The organism is Mesobacillus sp. LC4, from assembly GCF_053543455.1.
Map to the genome: position 1 here is coordinate 167,370 of NZ_JBGCUB010000003.1, position 23,330 is coordinate 190,699.

General features: G+C 44.7%; 17 protein-coding genes. 4 read left to right on the plus strand and 13 right to left on the minus strand.

The window, feature by feature from the left end:
• Nucleotides 1-654: 654 nt before the first annotated feature.
• On the plus strand, nt 655-2,073 hold the full coding sequence (locus tag AB5I83_RS11725; RefSeq protein WP_448975542.1) for a LysM peptidoglycan-binding domain-containing protein: 1,419 nt from the start codon (nt 655-657) through the stop codon (nt 2,071-2,073).
• Nucleotides 2,074-2,161: 88 nt separating this feature from the next.
• Here AB5I83_RS11725 and AB5I83_RS11730 read toward each other — a convergent pair whose 3' ends face one another.
• A complete protein-coding gene (locus tag AB5I83_RS11730) occupies nt 2,162-2,920 on the minus strand; it encodes a 2-phosphosulfolactate phosphatase (RefSeq protein WP_448975544.1) in 759 nt (252 codons plus the stop codon).
• 329 nt (nt 2,921-3,249) lie between these two features.
• On the opposite strand from AB5I83_RS11730, the gene AB5I83_RS11735 reads away from it, so the two are divergent.
• A complete protein-coding gene (locus tag AB5I83_RS11735) occupies nt 3,250-6,309 on the plus strand; it encodes an efflux RND transporter permease subunit (RefSeq protein WP_448975545.1) in 3,060 nt (1,019 codons plus the stop codon).
• Nucleotides 6,310-6,353: 44 nt separating this feature from the next.
• Here AB5I83_RS11735 and AB5I83_RS11740 read toward each other — a convergent pair whose 3' ends face one another.
• The 9 genes from AB5I83_RS11740 to AB5I83_RS11780 all read right to left on the minus strand — a co-directional run bounded on the left by AB5I83_RS11740 (nt 6,354) and on the right by AB5I83_RS11780 (nt 17,893).
• Nucleotides 6,354-7,424 carry an MBL fold metallo-hydrolase gene (locus AB5I83_RS11740; protein WP_448975547.1) on the minus strand — a complete coding sequence of 357 codons (1,071 nt, stop codon included), beginning with the start codon at nt 7,422-7,424 and terminating at the stop codon, nt 6,354-6,356.
• 63 nt (nt 7,425-7,487) lie between these two features.
• Nucleotides 7,488-8,147, minus strand: coding sequence for an oxidoreductase (locus tag AB5I83_RS11745; protein ID WP_448975980.1), 660 nt, complete (start codon nt 8,145-8,147; stop codon nt 7,488-7,490).
• Nucleotides 8,148-8,252: 105 nt separating this feature from the next.
• Entirely contained in the window at nt 8,253-9,869 is a 1,617-nt protein-coding gene (locus AB5I83_RS11750; RefSeq protein WP_226086948.1) for an FMN-binding glutamate synthase family protein, read from the minus strand.
• A 15-nt stretch (nt 9,870-9,884) separates the two neighbouring features.
• Entirely contained in the window at nt 9,885-10,514 is a 630-nt protein-coding gene (locus AB5I83_RS11755) for an NAD(P)H-binding protein (protein WP_448975549.1), read from the minus strand.
• A 67-nt stretch (nt 10,515-10,581) separates the two neighbouring features.
• Nucleotides 10,582-12,651, minus strand: a complete 2,070-nt coding sequence (locus AB5I83_RS11760; protein WP_448975551.1) for a catalase — start codon at nt 12,649-12,651, stop codon at nt 10,582-10,584.
• 152 nt (nt 12,652-12,803) lie between these two features.
• Nucleotides 12,804-13,187 carry a hypothetical protein gene (locus tag AB5I83_RS11765; protein WP_167833289.1) on the minus strand — a complete coding sequence of 128 codons (384 nt, stop codon included), beginning with the start codon at nt 13,185-13,187 and terminating at the stop codon, nt 12,804-12,806.
• Between the two features lie 178 nt (nt 13,188-13,365).
• Nucleotides 13,366-13,869, minus strand: coding sequence for a ferritin (locus AB5I83_RS11770; RefSeq protein WP_167833288.1), 504 nt, complete (start codon nt 13,867-13,869; stop codon nt 13,366-13,368).
• 176 nt (nt 13,870-14,045) lie between these two features.
• Nucleotides 14,046-15,833, minus strand: coding sequence for a YhgE/Pip domain-containing protein (locus tag AB5I83_RS11775; protein WP_448975554.1), 1,788 nt, complete (start codon nt 15,831-15,833; stop codon nt 14,046-14,048).
• Between the two features lie 2 nt (nt 15,834-15,835).
• A complete protein-coding gene (locus tag AB5I83_RS11780; protein ID WP_448975556.1) occupies nt 15,836-17,893 on the minus strand; it encodes an efflux RND transporter permease subunit in 2,058 nt (685 codons plus the stop codon).
• A 162-nt stretch (nt 17,894-18,055) separates the two neighbouring features.
• Here AB5I83_RS11780 and AB5I83_RS11785 point away from each other — a divergent pair, with 162 nt between their 5' ends.
• Nucleotides 18,056-18,610, plus strand: coding sequence for a TetR/AcrR family transcriptional regulator (locus AB5I83_RS11785; RefSeq protein ID WP_448975558.1), 555 nt, complete (start codon nt 18,056-18,058; stop codon nt 18,608-18,610).
• 33 nt (nt 18,611-18,643) lie between these two features.
• Here the strand turns inward: AB5I83_RS11785 and rlmD are convergent, their stop codons facing one another.
• The 3 genes from rlmD to pdaA all read right to left on the minus strand — a co-directional run bounded on the left by rlmD (nt 18,644) and on the right by pdaA (nt 22,179).
• A complete protein-coding gene (gene rlmD / locus AB5I83_RS11790; protein ID WP_448975560.1) occupies nt 18,644-20,197 on the minus strand; it encodes a 23S rRNA (uracil(1939)-C(5))-methyltransferase RlmD in 1,554 nt (517 codons plus the stop codon).
• A 15-nt stretch (nt 20,198-20,212) separates the two neighbouring features.
• On the minus strand, nt 20,213-21,073 hold the full coding sequence (locus AB5I83_RS11795) for a DNA-3-methyladenine glycosylase family protein (protein WP_448975562.1): 861 nt from the start codon (nt 21,071-21,073) through the stop codon (nt 20,213-20,215).
• A gap of 296 nt (nt 21,074-21,369) precedes the next feature.
• Nucleotides 21,370-22,179 (minus strand): delta-lactam-biosynthetic de-N-acetylase, encoded by an 810-nt coding sequence (pdaA, locus tag AB5I83_RS11800; RefSeq protein ID WP_448975564.1) that lies wholly within the window; start codon nt 22,177-22,179, stop codon nt 21,370-21,372.
• A gap of 117 nt (nt 22,180-22,296) precedes the next feature.
• On the opposite strand from pdaA, the gene AB5I83_RS11805 reads away from it, so the two are divergent.
• Nucleotides 22,297-23,310 (plus strand): DUF3231 family protein, encoded by a 1,014-nt coding sequence (locus tag AB5I83_RS11805; protein ID WP_448975565.1) that lies wholly within the window; start codon nt 22,297-22,299, stop codon nt 23,308-23,310.
• Nucleotides 23,311-23,330: the final 20 nt, after the last annotated feature.

Below are 23,330 nucleotides of genomic sequence, written 5' to 3' on the forward strand. Positions count from 1 at the left end.
GACTTCCGCTTTAATTTTGTCCGAACTTGCACCTACTTCGGACATTCTAATCGGCTTCTCCTCTGATTTTGTTCGAACTCGCACCTACTTCGGACATTCTAACCGGCTTCTCCTCTGATTTTGTCCGAACTTGCACCTGCTTCGTACATTTCAAGCGGCTTCCGCTATGATTTTGTCCGAACTCGCACCTACTTCAGACATTCTAATCGGCTTCTCCTCTGATTTTGTCCGAACTCTCACCTGCTTCAGACATTCTAACCGGCTTCTCCTCTGATTTTGTCCGAACTTGCACCTGCTTCGTACATTTCAAGCGGCTTCCGCTATGATTTTGTCCGAACTCGCACCTACTTCAGACATTCTAACCGGCTTCTCCTCTGATTTTGTCCGAACTCTCACCTGCTTCAGACATTCTAACCGGCTTCTCCTCTGATTTTGTCCGAACTCGCACCTACTTCAGACATTCTAACCGGCTTCTCCTCTGATTTTGTCCGAACTCTCACCTGCTTCAGACATTTCAATCCGCCTCTTCTTCAATTTAGTCTGAACCTGGCTAACACTGACTCTTATAATGAGATTAATAAACGTCCTCCTTCAACATATAATCCCTTTTTATCTCATAGCATATTGTAGGACTTTTTCGTGAGGGGGTTCATTATGATCATTCATGTTGTACAAAGAGGGGAAGCTCTGTGGCAGATTTCAAACAGATATCAGGTGAGCGTAACGCAAATCAGTGAAATAAATGGCCTGGAAAACCCTAATCAATTGGCTGTGGGCCAGGCTTTGCTCATTCCATCTTATGACGCATTCCATTCCGTTCAAAACGGTGAGGCATTATGGTCGATTGCCCAGCGGTACGGAACAACTGTAGACGCCATCATTCGGGCGAATGCCATTACCAACCCTGCTCTCATCTACCCCGGGACCGTACTCCGCATACCCGCTTCCCGCCACACCGTCCAACGCGGTGAAACTCTTTGGAACATTTCCCAGCGTTATGCTGTAACCGTACTGGCGATCATCAAGGCAAATCAAATCCAAAATCCAAACCTGCTTTATCCAGGGACGATCCTGGTCATCCCAAAACCGAAACCAACGATTGAATCGAATGCCTTCACTTACCATTCCGATGAAATGGCCATTGAACTGGTCGGGGGAGTAGCCGACCTGTTGACCTATATCGCCCCGTTTGCCTATGTCATCCAGCCTGACGGGTCGCTGGTCCTTTATATGAAGGACGATACTGAAGCTATCCAGACAGGACTCGCAAAAGGCGCACTGCCAATGATGTCGATAACCAATTTCACAGCCACTGAAGCCGGAGAAAATATTGCCCATGAAGTACTGGCTAGTGAAGCACATCGTGCCACACTCCTTAACAATATCCTTTCTGTCATGCGTGAAAAAGGGTACCGCGGCTTGAATATTGATTTTGAAAATGTACTTCCTGCTGATCGGGAGCTTTATAATACTTTTCTGCAAGAAGCCGTTGATACGCTTCATAAAGAAGGTTATTTCGTTTCAACTTCTCTTGCCCCGAAAGTCAGGGCCGACCAAAAAGGGCTATTATACGAAGCACATGATTATCCCGCACATGGCAGGATAGCAGATTTCGTCGTTTTGATGACCTACGAATGGGGATACCGCTTTGGTTCACCACAGGCTGTTTCACCATTGAACGAAATCCGCAGGGTGCTTGATTATGCAGTTACAGCGATTCCAAGGAATAAAATCCTGATGGGCTTCCAGCTGTATGCCAGGGACTGGATCATTCCCCATATACAGGGCCAGGAAGCTGAAACATACAGTCCACAGGAAGCTGTCAGCCGCGCCATCAAGTACGGAGCTGCGATTCAATACGATACAGTGGCCGCATCGCCTTATTTCCGCTACACCGATGAACAGGGCCAGCAACACGAAGTATGGTTCGAAGACGCCCGAAGTGCCCAGGCAAAGTTTGATTTGATCAAACAATACAATCTGCGTGGTGTCAGCTACTGGGTGCTCGGGTACCCATTCCCGCAAAATTGGGCGCTGCTGGAGGATAACTTCAATATTAAGAAGTTAAAGTAAAACATATAAATATCTCTGTTCATATGGCCTTCTAGTGAAGCTGACTCTAGAAGGCTATTAGTATTTTTCCATCTTTACTAGCACCAGGTCAGATATCTTCATTTCCTTCTATAAATCTTCCATCCTTCATTATTGGCACAGTGCCGGTCACATTCAGCTGGCAGCAATACTTCACATCATCTTCATATCCCCGTTCGCGCAATTCACGTCCGCTGCCCGAATCCCAGACCAGTTCTTTCAACCGATTGACCGAAACCATAAAAGCTCCGGCGCATACCTCTGCTTCCGGGGATTTGCTGCCGCCAAGACCTGAAAGGATTGCGCCAGCACCTAAGTAATCCTCAACTGAGGGCCTCAGTCCATCTTCATCTTCACGAGCATCATTCCACATTTCTCCGCAAGAGACGATCGTGATGTCCGCTCCTGTTTCCTGCTGCAGCTTACCGGCAAGAACAGCTGCTGCTGATGCATTGAGTAATGACCCTATCAATAGCGCTGGCACTTTGGCAGCAATCCAGGAACAATATGCACCATTAAGAGAAGTTAAAACAAAACGCTCGTTAAGATGCTCCTCATTAAATGTCACTGGCGACAAGGTGGGATTTCCCGTCCTTGCTGCTTCTGCCCTGCCAAGTATATATTGGGCCCCAATGCTGCTCGCATATTTTTTGCCATCGCGATTTGGAGGGTAAGGAAAAATCACTGCCCCTGCATTCAATGCAGCTACAACGGTTGATGAAAAGCTTAGTACATCGACAATGATGATAATATCTCCTCGCTCCGCTGCCTCCCTCGCCCCTCTTCTTCCCCATTCCATTTTCACTTTAAAAGGAGCCTGGCTGAACATGAAATTCACCTCACATTTTTTTCTACGAAATTATATTCTCGTTTTACATGCCTATTCCTTCTCGGTCTTGAGCCCTATATAAAAATCTGTCTCTGGCTCATTATGAAATCTCACCACGAGGGATAAAATGGAAATATCTTAAAGGATATGGAAGTTTCTTTATTTACCCAGTGATTAAAGTACTCCAACAGGTATATATATGGGAAATATTAATAAAAACACAAAAAAATAGTTATTTTTTCCTATTAATATGTGTATAATCTGTTTTTGGGTGAATAAAATAGAAATTTTTCACAATCCTATTTTGCGATAATAATGGGGAGGATTTTATGAGTTTATTTAGATTTATTGTTCAAAGAAAGATTTTAGTCAGTTTGACGGTTGTATTAGTTTTAATGATTGGCAGCTTTTCAGTTTTGAAGCTGGATAAGGAACTTTTTCCATCCATCAAGATGGATGGTGCTTATGTGGAAATCTATGCCGGTGAGCTGCCTGCAATTGAAGTGGAAAGAACCATCACTACTCCGCTTGAAAAAAAGATCCTCGGCATTGAAGGTGTAGAGGAAGTCCTTTCGACCAGCAATATCGGGAAAAGTTCCATGCAGCTAACGATTGAACGTGGCCGTGGAGAGGAAGTATACAAGGAAGTCGAGTCCGTGGTGAATTCTACCACCTCCGATATGAGCGGTGTCAAAGATGTGATGACCGGACAATTCGGCACTAGCCAGGCGTACGACTTTTTCATGGATGTCTCTGGATCCGACATGGAGAAAATGACAGCCTTCGCTAAGAATATCCTGGAACCAAGGCTCGAGGCTCTTCCTGAAGTACATGATGTCTTGCTGTCAGGCAGCCTCGAAAAAGAAGTGACTGTTGAACTGAAGCGTGACGAACTATTAAAAAATGGGCTGGATGCAGCACAGGTGATTGGCGCAATCCAGCAGACAAACAATGAAGCAACACTGGGCCAGCTAAACAACGAAACAAACTCCCCTTCCCTTAGATGGAATACACAGCTAGAATCGGTCGAGAATGTTAAAAACCTGCAAATTCCGGCAGCGAATGGTTTTATCAAATTATCACAGGTTGCCGACGTTAAACTGCAGCCCCTGGAAAGCTCTTCATTCGTCTGGAAAAATGGTTCAAAGGATTTCATTTTTGTCCAGGTAGGCAGAGTAGCTGATGCCACTCAAATCGAGATGGCAGAAGCGGTGCGTGAGGAAATCAAGCAAATCCGAAAAGAAGGCTTGGTCAGCGGCGTTGAATTGAATGAAATGGTCGCCCAGGCAGATTATGTAAAGGAATCCATAGATGGCGTAACCAGTAACATCCTGATTGGTGCTGCTATTGCCGTGGCGATCCTGATGCTGTTTTTGAGAAATATACGTGCTACATTGATCGTCGGACTTTCGATTCCAACATCGGTGCTGCTCACTTTCGCTTCAATGTGGGTTTTTGGATACAGCTTCAATATGCTCACCCTTATTGGTCTTGGACTCGGAATCGGGATGATGGTCGATTCGTCCATCGTTATTCTTGAATCCATCTACCGTAAAAAAGAATTAGGTTTAAAGAGTCTAGAGGCAGTCATTAATGGAACAAAGGAAGTAGCTACAGCCGTATTGGCTTCGATGCTGACGACGATTGTCGTGTTCGTGCCAATCGGCCTGCTTGGCGGTGAGATGGGCTCCTTCATGATCATTCTTTCTGTTGTCGTCGCCATCACTCTCATCAGCTCTGTCATTGTTTCATTTACACTGATTCCTTCTCTATCCGATAAGTTCCTGAAGCTGAAAAAGAAAGAAAAGACCAACAAAGAAGGCCGCCTTGTGCGCGGCTACAGCAAGATGATATCCTGGACCATCAAGAAAAAGCGACACAGCTTTGCTGTCATCGGCCTCTTCTTCCTGATGCTCATTGGATCGCTGATGCTGGTGACAAAGATTCCAATGACCATCATGCCAGACATGATGAACCGTTATGCTGAGCTCATGGTCACCGTCGAACCTGGTCTAAGCCTGGATGAAAAACAGGAAATCGTAAGTGAAATGAACAAAGCATTAGATGAAATTCAAGATGTCGAATCTAACTATGTAATGGATAACGGCAATATGCTGTATACGATTATCAACATGACAAAAGGCGATGAAATCACAAGAGAACAAAAAGACGTAAATGAAGAAATCCTTAAGTCATTACGAGCCCTTGAAGGGAAAGTACCTTTGAAAAGCGCAGCAGCAGCCATGTCTGCAGGCGGCGGTTCCCCTGTTCAAGTCAATATCTCAGGTGAAAGCTTTGACGAACTCCAATCAACTGCTGACGGGTTTATAGAAGAGCTTAAGTCTATTGAAGGAATTGTCGCGGTCGAAAACTCGATTGAAAGAACTTCGGTTGAACAAGTCGTCCAACTGGATGAGTCTGAAATTGAAAAAGCAGGATTGTCACAACCGCAGATCAAGCAATTCATCGAGCAGGCCTTTTTACAGATGCCTGTGGGTGAATTGAAAATCAATGAAGAAAACGTTCCATTAAAAGTAAAGTGGGATGAAGAGACGAACACCAAAGCCGCTTTGCTGGACCTGAAAGTTCCAACTCCTTCAGGGGAGAAAAAGCTATCTGAGTTCATCTCATTAAAGAGCGTTGAGAACCCGAACGAAATCTCGCACAAGGATGGAGAACGATATATTTCCATCTCGGCAGATATTGAAGGAAAAGACCTGGGCACCATCAACCGTGAAGTCCAGAAACTGATGGACAGCTATAACGTGCCAGAAGGCTACAGCATCACACCTGCTGGAGACCTTGAGCAACAACAGGAAATGGTTCAAGACATGATCCTGATCCTGGCGATTTCCATCTTCCTTGTCTATCTGGTCATGGCCGTCCAGTTCAACCACCTGGGCCACCCGCTGATCGTCATGTCCGTCATTCCGATGACCATCGTCGGTGTCATTCTTGGACTATTCCTGACGCAGCAGGAATTAAGCATCATGTCCGGAATGGGCATCATCATGCTAATCGGGATTGTTTTGAACAACGCAATATTATTGATCGACCGCACAAATCAGCTGCGCAACGAGGGCTACTCTGTCCAGGAAGCACTCGTTGAAGCAGGGAAAAACCGCATCCGCCCGATCTTGATGACAACACTGACAACAGTCGGCGGCATGCTTCCACTTGCACTGGCTTCGGGAGGATCGGGCAATTACCAGGCACCAATGGCAACTGCCATTATCGCCGGTTTGAGCTTCGCAACCCTTATCACCCTGCTGCTGATCCCGGCTGTTTACCGAATCTTCACAAGAAGTGCTGAGAAAAGAAGCTGGTTCCGCAGGAAAGCCAAGAAAACAAAAGAAACGATCACTCCAGTTCCTGAGGCATTGAGCTAAATATAAAAGAGGCAAAACGACTCATACATCGTTTTGCCTCTTTTTTAGTTCTGCTCTGTCATTTCAATCCTACGCCACCAGTCTGATGCTGGATAATCATCATGTCCAACCACGAACGTTTCCCCAATCCTCGGTGTTGCAATCTGGACTCCTGTTTTTTCCGCTGACCGGACTGCCCTCTCTACGGGATCATGCCATGCATGAAGAGACAGGGTGAAAGCTCCCCAGTGTACAGGTATCATCAGCCTTCCTCGTACGTCCTGATGTGCCTGAACTGTTTCTTCAGGCATCATATGAAGCGCTGCCCAGCGAGCGTCATACTGGCCGCATTCCATCAATGTTAAGTCAAACGGGCCATATTTTTCTCCTATCTCTTTAAAATGTGGACCGTAACCGCCATCGCCACTGTAGAAGATTTTTATATCCTGTCCCTTGATGACCCAGGAGCACCAAAGAGTGGCATTCCTGTCGGTAAGGCTGCGGCCAGAAAAATGGCGGGCAGGAGCACAGGCCAGCTCAAGCCCTTCAAAGGAGAATTCATCCCACCAGTCATGCTCCTGGATTATTTCAGGAGCAATTCCCCAACGCTGCAAATGTGCCCCTACTCCGAGTGGAGCGATAAAGTTCTTTACCTTGCTTTTCAGTTTCATGATTGAACCATAATCAAGATGGTCGTAATGATCGTGTGAAAGCACAACGGCATCTATAACCGGAAGTTCTTCTATCTTAAATGGCAGCTCCCTGCTATATCGCTGGTTCCTAACCGGGAATGGAGTCGGTGCCTTCCCGAACATCGGGTCGAATAAAATAGTCTTGCCTTCAATTTCAAGCAGGAAGGCAGAGTGCCCAAACCAGGTTACTTTCGGACCTTTTTCTGTGCCAGGTGCATATGAAGCCATCTGAAGCGGGACTCCCGGCTTTCTCTCTGGATTGCCTTTCATAAAGTCCTTCATCATTGAAATCATTGAACTAAAACCTGTATTCCATGTAGTTTCAACCTGATTGACAAACCTCCCGTTTCGATATTGCAGAGACTTTGCGTATAATGATTTTCTTTTATCTGTATGCTTTCCGCCAAAAGCCGGATAGTAATTCAGGACTGCATATACTGCCATTAAAAATAACACCAAGAATATGAATAGATTTAACATCATATATACCTCACAAAAGTTGTTTGATCATTGGCCAATATCATGAATTTCTTCAGAAGGGTATACCGTCAGACCTTTTGCATCCTTTTGGGCTACTTGATACATGGCGGATGCTACCGTCCTGCCTTCGATGGCTTTGTATTTCCTGAACGGGCCAGCAAACAGGAATGGGACTTTCGTAAAAATGGCAGCAGCACTTCTTTCGCCCAGCCTGAATTCATCCCGCTCCCCCAATAACAAAGAGGGGCGGAAGATTGCCGTTGTCTCAAATGAAATTTTTTTTATTTCTTCTTCAAGCCTCCCTTTCATTTTCGAATAGAAGATCGGTGACTCGGGATTGGCATTCATCGAACTGACAAGTAAATATTTCTTTGCTCCGTGTGAACTGGCCAATCTGGCAATCGCCAGTGGATAATCTACATCTATTTTCCACATTGCTTCCTTTGCCTTCGCCTTCTTGATTGTTGTACCCAGGGCGCAGAAGACATCATCAACGGCAAAAAGCTCGTTATATTGATCTAATCGATCAAAATCAACAACCCTTTCTTCGAGTTTAGGATGATTAATCTCAACCGACCTTCTCACTATCGCTACTACTTTATCGTATTCATTACCATTCAATAGGAACTGTAATAGTTCTTTCCCAATCAAACCGGTCGCACCGGCAATTAAAGCTGTTTTACCCACCAAGCAAGTAACCCCCTAATTCATAGCGTGATACTTTCAAATTTTACTGATAAGAATATTTTAACCGTAAAACAGCCAGCCCACAATTGGACTGGCTTCTTGATCCTAATCTATCTTTCTTTCTTTTTGTGATTGAGCCCTTCTTGCTGCAATAATCAAATCTTCTACGGGAGATACTCGGCCAAGCTCGTCTTTATGGACAATATGCTTCCTTTCAAATTGTGTTGGGCTGTCCAGGCCTGCAGCCGCCGCCAGATTATAAAGGCCTTCCCGCAAGGAGATAATATAATTGGCGACCCGGTACATTTTCTCATCCACAACCAGGCCATCCTGGAGTTTTTGGTCTGTGGTCGCCACACCCGCAGGGCAAGTATTCGTATGGCATACTTGGGCCATGATACAGCCAACACTGATCATCATGCCGCGGGCTATATTCACAAGGTCCGCTCCCATTGCCAGGGCGATGGCGATTTTATCAGGAGTGATCAGTTTTCCTGACGCAATCAGCTTCACTCTGTCTCTGATTCCATATTGGCGAAGCATTTCATCCACAACAGGAAGCGCTGAGTTGATAGGAAGGCCAACCGTGTCTGCCAGCTCCTGGTAGGTTGCCCCAGTGCCGCCTTCTCCGCCATCCACTGTGATGAAATCCGGGCCTTTCCCGCTTTCCTTCATGTAGGAAATCATATTTTCAAGCGCGTCCATATCTCCGACGACAATCTTGATTCCAACTGGCTTTCCGCCCACCGAACGCAATTCCTCAATCCAATCAAACATGGAAGGGACATCGCTGAACTCATAAAATCTGTTCGGACTGTTAATTGTCTTTCCGACTTCGACAAGGCGGATCTTAGCGATTTCCTCAGTGACCTTTTCTCCTTCAACATGGCCGCCGCGTGTCTTCGCTCCCTGCGCCAGCTTGATTTCAAACGCTTTTACCTGAGGCATTTCACTTTTCTTCTTGAACTCTTCCCATGAAAATTCACCGTTCGGTTTCCGGACGCCAAAGAGGTCCGGCCCGATTTGCATGATGATATCTGGGTTTCCGGCAAGGTGATGGTCAGATAACCCGCCTTCTCCTGAATTCATCCATGTCCCGCCTGCAAGCCCAAGGCCCTTCGACAATGCCTGGATCGCTTTTTCCCCAAGCGCTCCATAGCTCATTGCCGACTGCCCCACCTGTCCCTTCACCCTGAAAGGATAGCGGCAGTTTTTCTCACCGAGCACTACGGCGTCATCATCCTGTAAATAATAAGGATCAGCCAATTTTTCCTCGTTATGTTCTTTCCTTGTAAAAAGGCCCTCGCCATCAATCTTATAAACTCTTGTTTTAATTTTATCCGCATTATCGACCTTCATTTCATCAGTCAATTTAGGAAAAAGTGTATTCCTGATGTAAAAGCCCTCTGCCTCAAAATCCTTTAATGATCCAAAACCTATTAATCTTTCCTTATACTTGCCTGCCTTAACGACATCCTGGTATTCCTTGCGCGAAAAAGGCTTACCCTCATTATCACCATTGAATAAATATTGTCTTAGCTCTGGACCAATATGCTCAGTGAAATAGCGAACCTTACCAAGCACGGGGAAATTCCTTAAAATTGAATGTTGCTGCTGGTGATCATCTTTAAAATATAAATAGATAAATAGAAAGACCGGCACCAGGATAAGCAATGCTATGAAAATAAACAAGCCGATCACTAGATAATCCGTCAAACCCATTAAAATCCTCCTTTCCTATAATGAAGATAAAGCTTTTGTGATGACTGTATCTCCTTCTGCCACTTCGAAAGTCTTGTTAAAAGCGGCCTCGGTTTCGAGGGACATGACCAATACCTCCGCGATGTCCTCGTGTGAAATTTCAAGCTCATTTGAATTCAGTGTTTCAGCCGCAGATATTTTTCCATTGCCAGGTTTGTCTGTAAAAGCTCCCGGCTGCACGATCGTATATGTCAAATTGGATTGCCGCAGCAACTCATCTGGCATCTCTTTCGCGCCGATTTCCCGGCTGTCATCCCCTGCCGCTTCATTGGCCATGATGGCGCTCATCATCACAAAACGTTTCACACCCTGCTTCTCTGCTTCCTTCACCGTCTCGATGACCGACTCATGATCAACCATTACAGTCCGGCCAGTTTTGGCCTTTGGATTAACACCAGTCAGATAAATGGCGGCATCATACCCATTGAATAATGTCGGCAAGATCCTTTCTTCATATAGAACTACCTCTGTAGCCCCTCTCTTTTTCATCAAATCCATTTGATTCTCATCGCTGACGACTGCGCAGGATGTATACCCATTTTCCATCAGCTTGCTGACAACAAACTCCCCGACGCTGCTATGTGCACCAATCACGATTACCTTCATTACATTCCCTCCTTTGTAAAAAAGAGAAACAGATTATATCCGTTTCTCTTTTTGAATCACTTGGAAATTACATCATCCGGTTCCAGTGTCGATGTTCGGCAATTGCATCAATGAACTTCTGGCTGTCTCCTGACGCATCATTGGTGTTTGCAAAGATGACAACACCAGGTGCGTCTTCATGGCCAATGCCTGCTGCTGCCAATAATTCAGCTGCTTCTTTTCCCGCACCGACTGCTTTCAAATGGCTGTAAGCCTCATCAACAAAGTAGACTGCTTCCTTTTTTTGATTCAAGCTGTCAACACTTTGCTGGCCGCCGGCAACATGCAGTGCATCAAATAAAACAGAGCTGCCAGTCAGCAGCGTATGCTGTACTTCAAGTTCCGTGCCATCATCGCCCTTGATCATCCCAAGCTGCTTGCTGACGATTTCTGCCGTAATGCCGCTCTTTTTCAGCATCTCCATCATTCCAGAGACTTCAGCTCCGTTAAAGCCATGATCAGCTAGGATTGCAACCTTTCTTGTATTCGGCTGCTTTGCTGTATTCATCTGGCTCAATGCCGGAGAAGTCATGTTCACTTCTGCTGGTTTGCTTGTCGGCTTCTTAGCGCCTAGACTTTCAGCTACCTGTTCAGCCAGGAATGTATCAATATTTCCAAGCATCTCCACCACCTGCTGCTGCACATCCTTGCTTTTCACTTTTCCAAGCTCAAAACTGAATGCCTCGATCATATGCTGCTTTTCCACATCGGACATGCTGTTCCAGAAGAGAGTCGCTTGGGAATAGTGGTCCTTGAAGCTATCACTGCGTGCCTGGACTTTTCGTCCCTCGACTTTTTCCTGGTGATGTTCATATCCTCCTTCGCTCACAGGTGAAGGCTCAGGATCATTGTTTTGCAGCGAATTTTTGTGATAAGCGACCTGCCCGCGGTCAATCGTCATCCGGTGCATGCCATCACGCTGGTTGTTATGGAACGGGCAAACCGGCCTGTTGATTGGGATCTCATGGAAGTTCGGGCCGCCGAGACGAGATAGCTGAGTGTCCGTATAAGAGAACAAACGCCCTTGAAGGAGCGGGTCATTTGAAAAATCAATTCCTGGAACGACATGTCCCGGATGGAAGGCAACTTGCTCAGTTTCTGCAAAGTAATTAGTCACATTTTGGTCCAGCGTCATTTTTCCGATGATCTTGACTGGCACCAATTCCTCGGGCCAGATCTTGGTAGGGTCCAATACATCGAAATCGAACTTGAATTCATCTTCCTCGTCAATCATCTGGACACCAAGCTCATACTCTGGATAATTCCCCATCTCGATTGCATCAAATAAATCTCGGCGGTGGAAATCCGGATCTTTTCCGGCAAGCTTTTGGGCTTCATCCCAAACTAACGAATGAACACCCAGTACCGGTTTCCAATGGAATTTTACAAACCGGGCCTTGCCCTGCTCGTTCACAAACCTGAATGTGTGGACTCCGAACCCTTCCATCATCCGGAAACTGCGCGGAATGGCACGGTCTGAGATATGCCACATGATCATATGGGCCGACTCAGTGTTATTAGCAATGAAATCCCAGAATGTATCATGAGCCGACTGGGCCTGCGGTATTTCATTATGAGGCTCTGGCTTGACCGCATGAATCAAGTCAGGGAATTTGATTGCATCCTGGATGAAGAAAACAGGGATGTTATTACCAACAAGGTCGTAATTGCCTTCTTCTGTATAAAATTTCGTCGAAAAACCGCGGACATCACGGACGGTATCACCTGATCCCCGTGAACCGGCTACCGTTGAAAAGCGCACAAAAACGGGAGTCTTTTTGGATGGATCCTGCAGGAAGCCTGCTTTCGTATATTCAGCCATTGGCTCGTATGCCTGAAAATATCCATGAGCCGCAAACCCCCTGGCATGCACCACGCGCTCCGGAATACGCTCATGATCAAAATGAGTCATCTTTTCACGGAAATGGAAATCCTCCATCAATGTCGGACCGCGGGTTCCTGCCTTCAATGAATGCTCATCTTCAGAGACACGCAGTCCCTGGTTAGTCGTCATTGCTTCACCATTATGTCCAGACCTGTATTGCTCAAGCTGCTGATTCTTCTCGTTCATAGATTGATTCTTCTCGTCATTTTTCATCGATTATTCCTCCCGTTAGAGATGGGGGCATGTGGACTATTATGTAATTCCTCTTAAGCTGCCTTTTTATCGTGCCGATAGACACCATGCTCCTATATGGACGTATACCACAAGCGAAAGCCCGCTAAACGATAAGTTAGCGGGCTTGCTTTTTACAAGTTTTCATTCAAGTATTCCTTCGCTTCTTCTGGAGAGGCAAAAGGTTTAATGAAGGTAACTTCTTTGCCATCGTTGGCAACTGCCAGGAATCCATCAGCTACCTGGATAATATCTGCAGTCACATTATTTTGCCCATCAGGTTCTACGGTATCAGCAACTGTCGCCTGCCCTTTATCAACCCAGGACTGGACTTCGACCGCATATGCATCATAATCCATTCCTTCATAGAATCTCTCCTGCAGGTAATCCGTTGTAACTGGATCTTCCTCTGTCTTCACTTCCGTATCCGGCGGACCCTCCTGGCCGATCTCACTATCATCAGCGCTGCATCCAGCAAGGATTCCAGCCGCCGCTAAAGATATCAGTAGTTTCTTCATAAGATCCTCCTTATTGTAAGATTCTCTTATCCTCTCTTTACCCTATTTATCAAGCTAAAAAAGTTTTCAGGTCATTTTGGATGGAATTGGCAATATGACTTATTAAGGAGAAATTTATCATCTGGGAAAGCACAAAAAACAGGATTCCGGCATGGAATCCTTCGATAACCCTTTATTTTCACTCTGGTGCTGTGAATGAACGCTGTGCGAGTTCGTTTTCGAGCATGAAAAATGCGTTGCTGTCCTGGTCAATCCGGCGCAGCTTCTGGATCAAGCTGTCGAACAGGGCTTCTTCTTCAACCTGTTCTTCAATGAACCACTTCAGGAAAGTCATCGTCGCATGTTCACGCTCATCCAGCGCAATATCCGCAAGTTTGTAAATGCGGCGTGTAACTTCCTTTTCGTGCCCAAGCCCTTTTTCAAAAACATCAAGGACAGACTCGAACTCGTTTGATGGGGCATTGAAGCCATCGAAAGTCACTCGCTCACCCATATCATTGATAAAATTGTAGAACTTCATTGCATGGAATCGTTCTTCTTCAGCTTGTACCATAAAGAAATTCGCAAATCCATCTAGATTTTCAGCTGAGCAATACGCAGCCATTGCCATGTACGCATGAGCAGAATAAAATTCATAATTCATTTGTTCAACCAAACCATTAACCAACTTATCGCTGATCATTGTCATTCCTCCTCAATCTCTGCAGCCTTTTCTTTTTACGCTAACATAGTTATTTTGCCTTCTCAATTGAATTTTACCCTTTCGTGCTCCATAAAACCATGTTTATCCAAAGTGTTGCAATAAAAAAGGACAGCACGAAAGCAAACGCTAATGCCTCCTGAACTGTCCTTCACTTATTAAAATAACTCCAACAAAAGATCCCAAAACCCTTTCTTTTTCTCAGGTTTTGCTTTTTTCTCTTCTGGTTCTTCTTTTTCAATTGCCTCGGTTTTGATCACGAATTGTACAGAAGTGACTTTCTCGTTCTTCGTTGACACAAAGGAAACTGGCTCGAAGTCCGATTTGTCATACTCCTTGATTATATCATTGATTTCCTGCTTCATTTGTTCAGGCAGATCTTTCGTTTCCTGATGCAGCTCGCTTGTTCCTTTGTGGAGTTGTTCTACTCCATCATTCAATTCGCCTGTGCCATCTGCCAGACTAGCAATTCCCGAATGCAGCTGGTTATAGGAAGCTGCCAGCTTGCTCACTCCTCCTGTATAACCAACAAGACCGGAATGGAATTCTCCGTATTTCGAGGACAATTCAGTGAGCCCTTTCTGGAGCTGTTCCAATCCGCTCATATCCATATCCTTAAGGGAGGCAGACAGTTCATCAGCTATCGCTGTAAGCCCCGAGCTCATTTCAGTTACCGAACCGCTGACCTGCTTAAGTGATGGATCCACGGCAGCAAAAGCTTCCTGTACCTGTGAATAAGTACCTTTGACTTTTTGGGCAGCTGCATAGGATTCCACCAGTTTATTGACCAGACTCGCATCCGCGCCGCTGCTGTATAATACTTCTATCTCTTTCTCTGAAACTTCATGAGCGGGAATCCCTTTAATTGCTCCATCAAGGGCACCGTAAGCCTTTGCGTAATTTTCACGCAAAGTTGTCAATCCATCGGCTGCCTGATTCATGCCACTGGCTAATTGGGTCAGGACCACTGGCAATTCACTCAAGCTCGCCACGTCCATTTGGGCAGAATCACCGGAAAGTGAGGTGCTGATTTGTTTCAATGCATCGCCAATGGAACTGGATGCGCCAACTATTTGTGAAGACGAACCATTCAGCTCCGTCACGCCGTTTTTATATTTTGCCGAACCATCACGCAGGCTTGCTGCTCCATTGTTCAATTGCGAAACACCGCTCTTCAGGTCGGCTACTCCATTATTCAATTCCTTGATTGCGTCTGATAATGCCGACATATCGTCGCTCATGCTCTCCATTTCTGAAGTATCGATCGGCAGGGTCGACGGAACAGCTGCAATATCAACACCGGTGAACTCAAAATTCTCTACTTCTGCCTCAACAGTGAATTCTTCCTCCTGGCCAGGCATGACAGTGAATGTAATTTGTTTGTTCTTTCCGGCATTCGCAACCATGCCGCCCTCAGCTTCGATATTCTGATAGCTATTCGAGAGCTGCAGGGAAATTTGCAATAAGTAGTTCTCAAAATACACGCTATCTGCTTTTTCGTTGGCAGCAGTCTGGATCTTTATTTCCACATTCCCTTGTTTTCCGGCAAGCTCAGACGCTTCAACGTCACGTCCATCAAGCAAATAGGAAATCTCAATATCCCATGGCAGCTCCGTGTTGTCTTCCATATTACCCTGATAATAAAACTTACCTTCAGGTGCATTGATCGTGACAGCCTGCCCTTTTTGGTCAAGTTCAGAAAGGTCGGTCAGATTTTTCACGCTGCTATACAACCCATAGTCAAGAATTTTCCCAGCCTTCGCTACCTCCAATGTATTAACGACAAAAATATCATCAAGATCTCCATTGGATTTCAATGTCGCGTATACGACTTCATCCTTGGAAGTGATTTTCCCTGCCGTTTCAGCCGCTGCCCCATGACTAAGAAATGAAGGCAAGATGATTATCGATGCAAGAGCAACGGGAATTATTTTGTTTTTTCTCATCATCATTTCTCCTCGTAAAAATTTGCTTTATAGGTCGTCTTATTAATGAATTTATCGAATACAAGCAGCATTGCCGGCAAAATGAACACAACCATCACAAAGGCAAGCAATGCGCCCCTGCCCAATAACAGGCCAATGGATCCGACAATCGGATTGGAAGACGTCAACCATAAAATAAATCCGACACTCGATAAAATCGCTGCAGATATGGAAATAGAGAATGTCTTTTCATCCAATGTTTTCACGATTGCCTTTTTGGCGGACATTTCCTGGCGATTATGCTGGTAAGCTTCCGTCAGCAAAATCGCATAGTCCACTGTGGCCGCCAACTGTACAGTGCTGATAATTAAATATCCGACAAAGACAAGGGAAGAACTTGTAAAGTACGGAATCGACAGGTTGATCCAGACAGCTGATTGAATCGTGATCAACAATACAAGCGGTATCGAAATCGATTTAAAAGTTGCCAGCAGGACAATCGCAATCGTCACGACCGTCAGCACGTTCACTACGAGATTATCCTTATTGACGACATTCTTGATATCATACAATGTTACGCTTTCTCCAAGGCTCATTGCCTTGTCTCCATAATAATTCGCAGCCGCCGATTCTACCTTTTCGACAATCGAAAAAGGAAGATCCCCTTCCGTTCCCTGATTGGTATTGATGATGATCCGGCTGTAATTTTTCGAATAGAATTCGTTCGTAATCGACTCATCCAGGTACTCAGGCGGAATGACGGAACCTACCATATTCACATAGGCAATAACGCTCGTTACATAATCCAGATTTTCGAGCTCCTGGACAAGCTCTGTTTCCTTTGCTGTATCTCCTTTTGGTACCAAAAGGACGATGGGAGTCGTTTCTCCAAATGCTTCTTTTATTTCGATAAAATCACTGCCGGCACGGGTTGTTTCCGGCTGTTCACCGAGTCCGTACGTAAATGCTGTATTGCTCTGTGCCAAAAAGCTTGGAACAAGAATAGCGAGAACAAGCAGCAGGCTTGGCATTTTTAGTTTGATCACAAAATTGCCGATTCCGGCAAAGCTTGGAACAAAATTCCTGTGCTGCGTCTTGTCCATCCATTTATAGAAAAGTAAAGTAAGCGCCGGTAAAAACACCATGACACTGATAAAGCTCAGAACGATTCCTTTTACCAAATTGATACCAAGATCGGAGCCTATTTCAAATTTCATGAATGTCAGAGCGATGAATCCAAAGAATGTTGTCGCTGCACTGGCAGTAATCGCCGGGAACGACTTCTTCATCGCAAGAACCATGGCTTCTTCAGGATTATTAGTCTGCTTCCGATAATCAGAAAAACTATGAAGCAGAAATACCGCATAGTCGAGTGAAACCGCCAGTTGCAAAATCGGAGCGACCGATTGGGTAACGAAGGAAACCTCGCCGATAAAAATATTCGTCCCCAGGTTGATCAGGACCGAGACCCCAATAGCCGTCAGGAAGAATAAAGGCTCTACCCACGATGTAGTCGAGATCACCAAAATAAAAATGATGATCGGTACAAGCAGGATCGCGGCGTACATCGATTCTGTCCCTGCCATTTTTTGCGAAGAAGCGGTATTGATGGCTTCTCCCGCAATCGCTCCGTCTTCACCAATCAAGTCATAAATGGCATCAGTAATTGGAACCTCATCACCAGAGCGGACACTGATGGAGAACAGCGCATTTCCATCTTTGTAGTAGTTTTCGACTGTCTCTTGATCTGCCATTTCGAGAGGTGTCTTCAAATCCACCACATCATCAAGCCAAATGACGTCTCCGACACCATCAATGGCCGCCAATTCCTCTTTAATCCGCAGCGCTTCCTGCAAGGAGATATCCCTTACCATCACCCTCGTATCAGGTACCTCAGCAGTGAACTCCTTTTCCATGATTTCCATTGCCCTTGTTGACTGGGCATCTTCAGGCAAATAATCCACCATATTATAATTGACTGACACAAAAAATTGCGCCACTGCCGATATTAACGTAAATAGAACGAATGCTATTACAACAGCTTTCTTATGTTTTATGACTTTTTCAGCAATGCTTATCATTCTTCAACCTCACTTGAGTCTTTTGCTCTTTCACTTTATCATTATATAAACACCGTGTTGTCTATTCAACAAACAGTTGGGCACATAACGTGCAATAAACAACACAGAATCTTTTTTTGTTGTTTAACTCAATGTTTTACAGATAAAGGAAGGGTTTGAAAAATGGACAGACGAAAAAAATATACCCGGATGGTTTTAAGAGAAAGTCTGATGGACTTATTGAAAAACAAGCCAATTTCCAATATCACCATAAAGGAAATCTGTGAGCTCGCAGATATTAACCGCTCCACATTCTATTCTCATTATTCCAGTCAATATGACCTGTTGAATGCGATTGAAGAAGAATTCATTGAAGACATGGTAGCGACGCTGAACCAATATAATTTTTCCAAAGAAGAAGAAGCTTTGAAAATGACAGAGAAGATTCTTGAATATATTGCCCAAAATAGCGATGTATGCCAGACACTCTTAAGTGAAAACAGCGATATCCACTTCCAGAAAAAAGGAATGATGATCACCCAGGAATTCATCTTCAAAAACTGGATTACCGACAGCCATTTTGACCGCGAAACATTCGAATATATCAATATCTTTGTTGTCAGCGGCAGTATTTATGTAATAAAAAACTGGGTGGAAAACGGAATGGATAAACCGCCCCGGGAGATGGCAGAAATCATCAACAACTTCATAAATAGAGGATTATCCAATATGCGATAAAAGCGCCAGCCCTGATCCGGGCCGGCGCTTTGATTATTTCAGTACCAGTCTTGTGACACTCTCAATCTGAGAAGTGTGCGGGAACATATCGACTGGCTGGATGTATTCAACTTTATATTTTGAACTCAGAGTCGTGATATCCTTTGCAAGTGTTGAAGGATTGCAGGATACATACACAAAGGTTTTTGGCTGGATTTTCAGGACAGTCTTCAGGAATTCCTCGTCGCAGCCTGTACGAGGCGGATCGACGACGACCACATCCGGACGCCAGCCTTCATTCAGCCATTTTGGAAGCAGTTCTTCCGCTTTGCCCATATAGAATTTTGCATGCTTGACGCCATGCTTCTCGGCATTCTTTTTGGCATCTTCGATGGATTCTGCAATAACGTCCATTCCGCGGACTTCGCCAGCCTGATCCGCCATCCACAAACCAATCGTTCCAACCCCGCAATACGCATCCACTAGCTTTTCCTTCCCAGTCAACATTGCAGCTGCCTTCGCTTCGTTATAAAGTTTAACCGTCTGCTCTGGATTTAGCTGGAAGAATGTACGTGCCGATAATTCAAATTGCAGGTCGCCCAGTGTCTCCTGGATAAAATCACTGCCCTCTAATGTTGTGGTTTCGCTGCCAAAAATGACCGAAGTTTTTTCACCGTTGACGTTTTGGACAATCGAATGAACCTCAGGCAGACGCTTCTTGATCTCCTGGATGATAATGTCCTTCTTCGGCAGCTCCTTCTTTGTTGTGATCAGGACAATTTGGAGCTCCCCAGTCTGCACTCCCGTTCTCGCAACGATTGTGCGGACAAGCCCACTGTGCTTCTTCTCATTGTAAATCGGGATCTTCAAGTCCTTCAGAATACCTTTCACAACCTCTGTAGCTTTCGTCGTTGCAGGATGCTGTACCGCACACTGCTCGATATTGATCAGATTGTGAGAGTTCAAGCCATAGAGGCCCGCAAGTATCTTTCCGTCCTTTTCACCAACCTGGAACTGGCTCTTGTTTCGGTAACCCCATGGATTCTCCATGCCAATCGTCTTTCGGATATCCAGATTATCGATCTTCAGCTTTGTATGGCGCTCCAATGCCTGGATGACAATATCGCGCTTTTCATTGAGCTGCTGATCATAGCGCAAATGCTGCAACTGGCAGCCGCCACACTGATCGTAGACCGGACATAGCGGCTTGATCCGATGCTCTGAATGTTTACGGATTTTCTTGATTCTCGCCTCAGCAAACTTTGGATGAACCTTCGTCGCCTCAGCTACAATTTCCTCACCCGGCAGGGCACCCGGCACGAACACCACCTGGCGCTTGAAATAACCGACTCCCTCACCATTGATGCCAAGACGCTTGATCGTTAGCGGGAAGGTCTGCTTCAGCTCCAGCTTAGCGGTTTGCTGTTCTTTTTGGTATTGCTGTCCTTTTTTCTTATACGGGGCTTTGTTTTGAGGACCTTTTTTATGCTGAGTGTTGTTTTGGGAACCTTTTTTGGTATGCTGCACATTTTTGGATTGCTGTTCTTTCTTGATATGCTGTTCTTTCTTGACATGTTGCTCTGTCTTTATTTGCTGCTCTTTTTCCATAAAACTTCACTCCAATTATTCAATGCTTCTCCATAAATAGAGCGAAGCATAGCTTAAATAAGGATTCCATGGTTCTTTATACTTTTCCATCTGCGCTGGAGTCGGTTTTTCCTCCAGATTGAAATACTTCTTCAGTGCATTCTGGATTCCGATGTCGCCCATCGGGAACAGGTTTGGTCTTCCGAGTGCGAACATCAGGAAGTTCTCAACCGTCCATGGACCAACTCCGCGGACTTTAATCAATTCCTGGGCAACTTCCGCATCAGGTTTCGATTTCATTTTTTCAAAATCAAGCTGACCCGATGCTGCCAATTCGGCAATTCCGATTACATACTCTGCCTTCCGTACGCTGAACTGCAATTCACGCAGTTCTTCAACCGTGAGCTGAGCCACTTTTTCAGGACTTGGGTAAAACCAGATTCCATCCAGCTCCTCACCGAAAGAATGCACGAACCGTTCTGTTAGTGTAAAAGCGAATTTAAGATTGACCTGTTGATGGATAATGCTCTTGATCAAACTCGAGAACGGGTCAAACTCCAGGACGAGCGGAGTTCCGTAATGTTCATTGAATAAGTCCTTCAACTCAGCCGTCTGGAAATGTTCATGAATATGGAGAAGTTCCACATTCCATTGAAAAATTTCTTGGAGACGCTGCAGTGTCATTTCCTTCTCATGGTCAGCACGGATAATGAATTCCGGCTTTTCCAGAGACCCAGTTCCGGTGACTTCTGCAACGATTTTTTTATGGTTAAAAACAAGCGGCACCTTTACAATCCGCTTTTCTATATCAACAAAATGCAATGGATCGAGCGCCAGCCTGCTTAATGCAAGATCAAAATTATATGGCCCTGAAATCGACACCTTTTCTTCCCACATATACAAACCGCCCTTACGTATTTTCCCCGTATTATAGCATTTCCACGAGTTTTTTACGATGAAAGGGGATTTATTCAAGTGAAACTGAATTTGTTTGCTTGAAATTCAGTTAAGACAATTGAGTATATTGATGTTCTTAACAAAAAAAATAATAATATAGCGAATTTTTCTTTTATATAGCGACTTTTTCATTTTTATAGCGAGTTTTCCTTTTATATAGCGAATTGGTAATTTTCAAGATTTTTTTCCAATTTCAATAGTCCCGGCACCAACAAGATGCCGGGACTAACTTCATACTAGTATAACATTGGATCTTTCATGCCGCCTTTGCTCAGCATCAAATCGTCCAGGCTTTTAAAATTGTAGCCTTGCTCTTTCAGATCCCTGATTACTTTTCCAAGCGCATCGGCGTTGTCCTTTGATACAGTATGCAGAAGCAGTACTGCTCCTGGGTGGATCTGCGTCATGATTTTATCATAGGAGTATTGCGCACCTTTCTGCTGGTCCGTATTCCAGTCAACAAAGGCGAGTGACCAGAATACATGGGTATAGCCGGCTTCCTTCGCGACCGCCATCGTCCTTTCGCTGAAAATCCCGCGCGGGGGCCGTAGATAGGTCATATGTTTCTTGCCCGTTATTCTTTCTGTTTCTGCCCGGACCATTTCCAGTTCCTTTTTGATTTTCTCATCGCTGATTTTCGTCATGTCAGGATGGTGCCAAGAATGGTTGCCCACAATATGTCCTTCATTGGCCATCCGTGCAACAAGCTCTGGTGCACTGTCGAGATAATGCCCTGTCACAAAAAATGCAGCCGGCACCTTTTCTTCCTTTAAAATATCGAGAATTTTCTCGGTATAGCCGTTTTCATATCCATTATCGAAGGTTAAATAAATATCCTTTGAATTCTTATCTCCTTTGTAGACAGCTCCATGGTCTTCAAGGATGACCTCAAACATCCTCCCGGCATCTGCCTGCCTTCCATTGCGGCCCTTTTTGAAACCCCAGTGCAATGGTGAATTGGAGTTCTCCTCCGCACCTGTCGCAGCAGGCAAGGTAATCAACAGCAGCATTGCTGAAGCAAGCAAAATTTTAACAATTTTTTTCATGATGTTCCTCCATTGATGTTTTTCCTTATTGTTTGTCAGGAGGGAAAAAAAATTCTTATAAGTATATTTCATTTTGAGAAGCTAATAGTAAAAATACCAAACACTAAGGAGAACATTATGTCGGAAGAACGAAAAATCGATTGGACGTCCGGAGAGATCGGCAATTTGTGGAATATCTACATGGCAAATTCAATGTCTTCCTGCATGTTCAAACATTTTTTACTGTATTGCGAAGACGAGGAGATTAAGGATTGCCTGGTGACTGCTGATCAATTGAGCAAGGACATCCTCTCTCATTTGAAGGAAATGTTTCAGCAGGAAGGAATGGCTGTGCCAATTGGATTTTCCTTGGAGGAGGATGTAAATGAGAGTGCGCCCAGGCTTTTTTCTGACAGCTTTTATCTGAACTATCTTGATATGATGGTTAAATACGGTGCACTTTATTATAGTGTAGCTTTGCCAGGTTTCTCGAAAATGGACCTGCGCCAATCCATTACAGATATCAATATCTCTTCTCTCAATCTTTCAAATAAGGTAACAGAAATGATGCTAAACAAGGGACTGCATGTAAGGGCACCATCCATCCCCAAAATGAAAGAGGTTTCTTTTGTTGAAAAGCAAAGTTTTTTTAATGGATATTATGGCGATAAAAGGCCTCTTTCTGCTATGGAAATTGCCCATTTATTCCTTAACATCCAAGTGAATGCGATTAAAACGATCCTTGTCATGGGGTTCAGCCAGGTTGCTAAGGATGAAGAAGTAAGGAATTATTTTTTGCGTGGAAAAAAAATCAATATCAAACAGCACAACACACTTTCCCAGATTATGTACAAAGAAGACTTGCCTGTTTCATTCCCAAGCCAGTTCATGATTACCGAATCGACTGAAGCTCCGTACTCGGATAAGCTAATGCTCTTCCATATTTCAAACCTATCTTCAGCAAAGGTGCGAAACTTCGGCGATTCAATGGCAGTAAGTCCGAGGCATGATCTCGGGGCTACATATGCAAGATTCTTTTTGGAGACAGCAAATTTCGCTGAAGATGGCGGAAATATCCAAATCGAAAATGAGTGGATGGAAAGGCAGCCAGGCAATGTAGATCGCAACCAGTTGGCTAAAGAGAAGAAATAAAAATTCTGAGGCGAACTGTA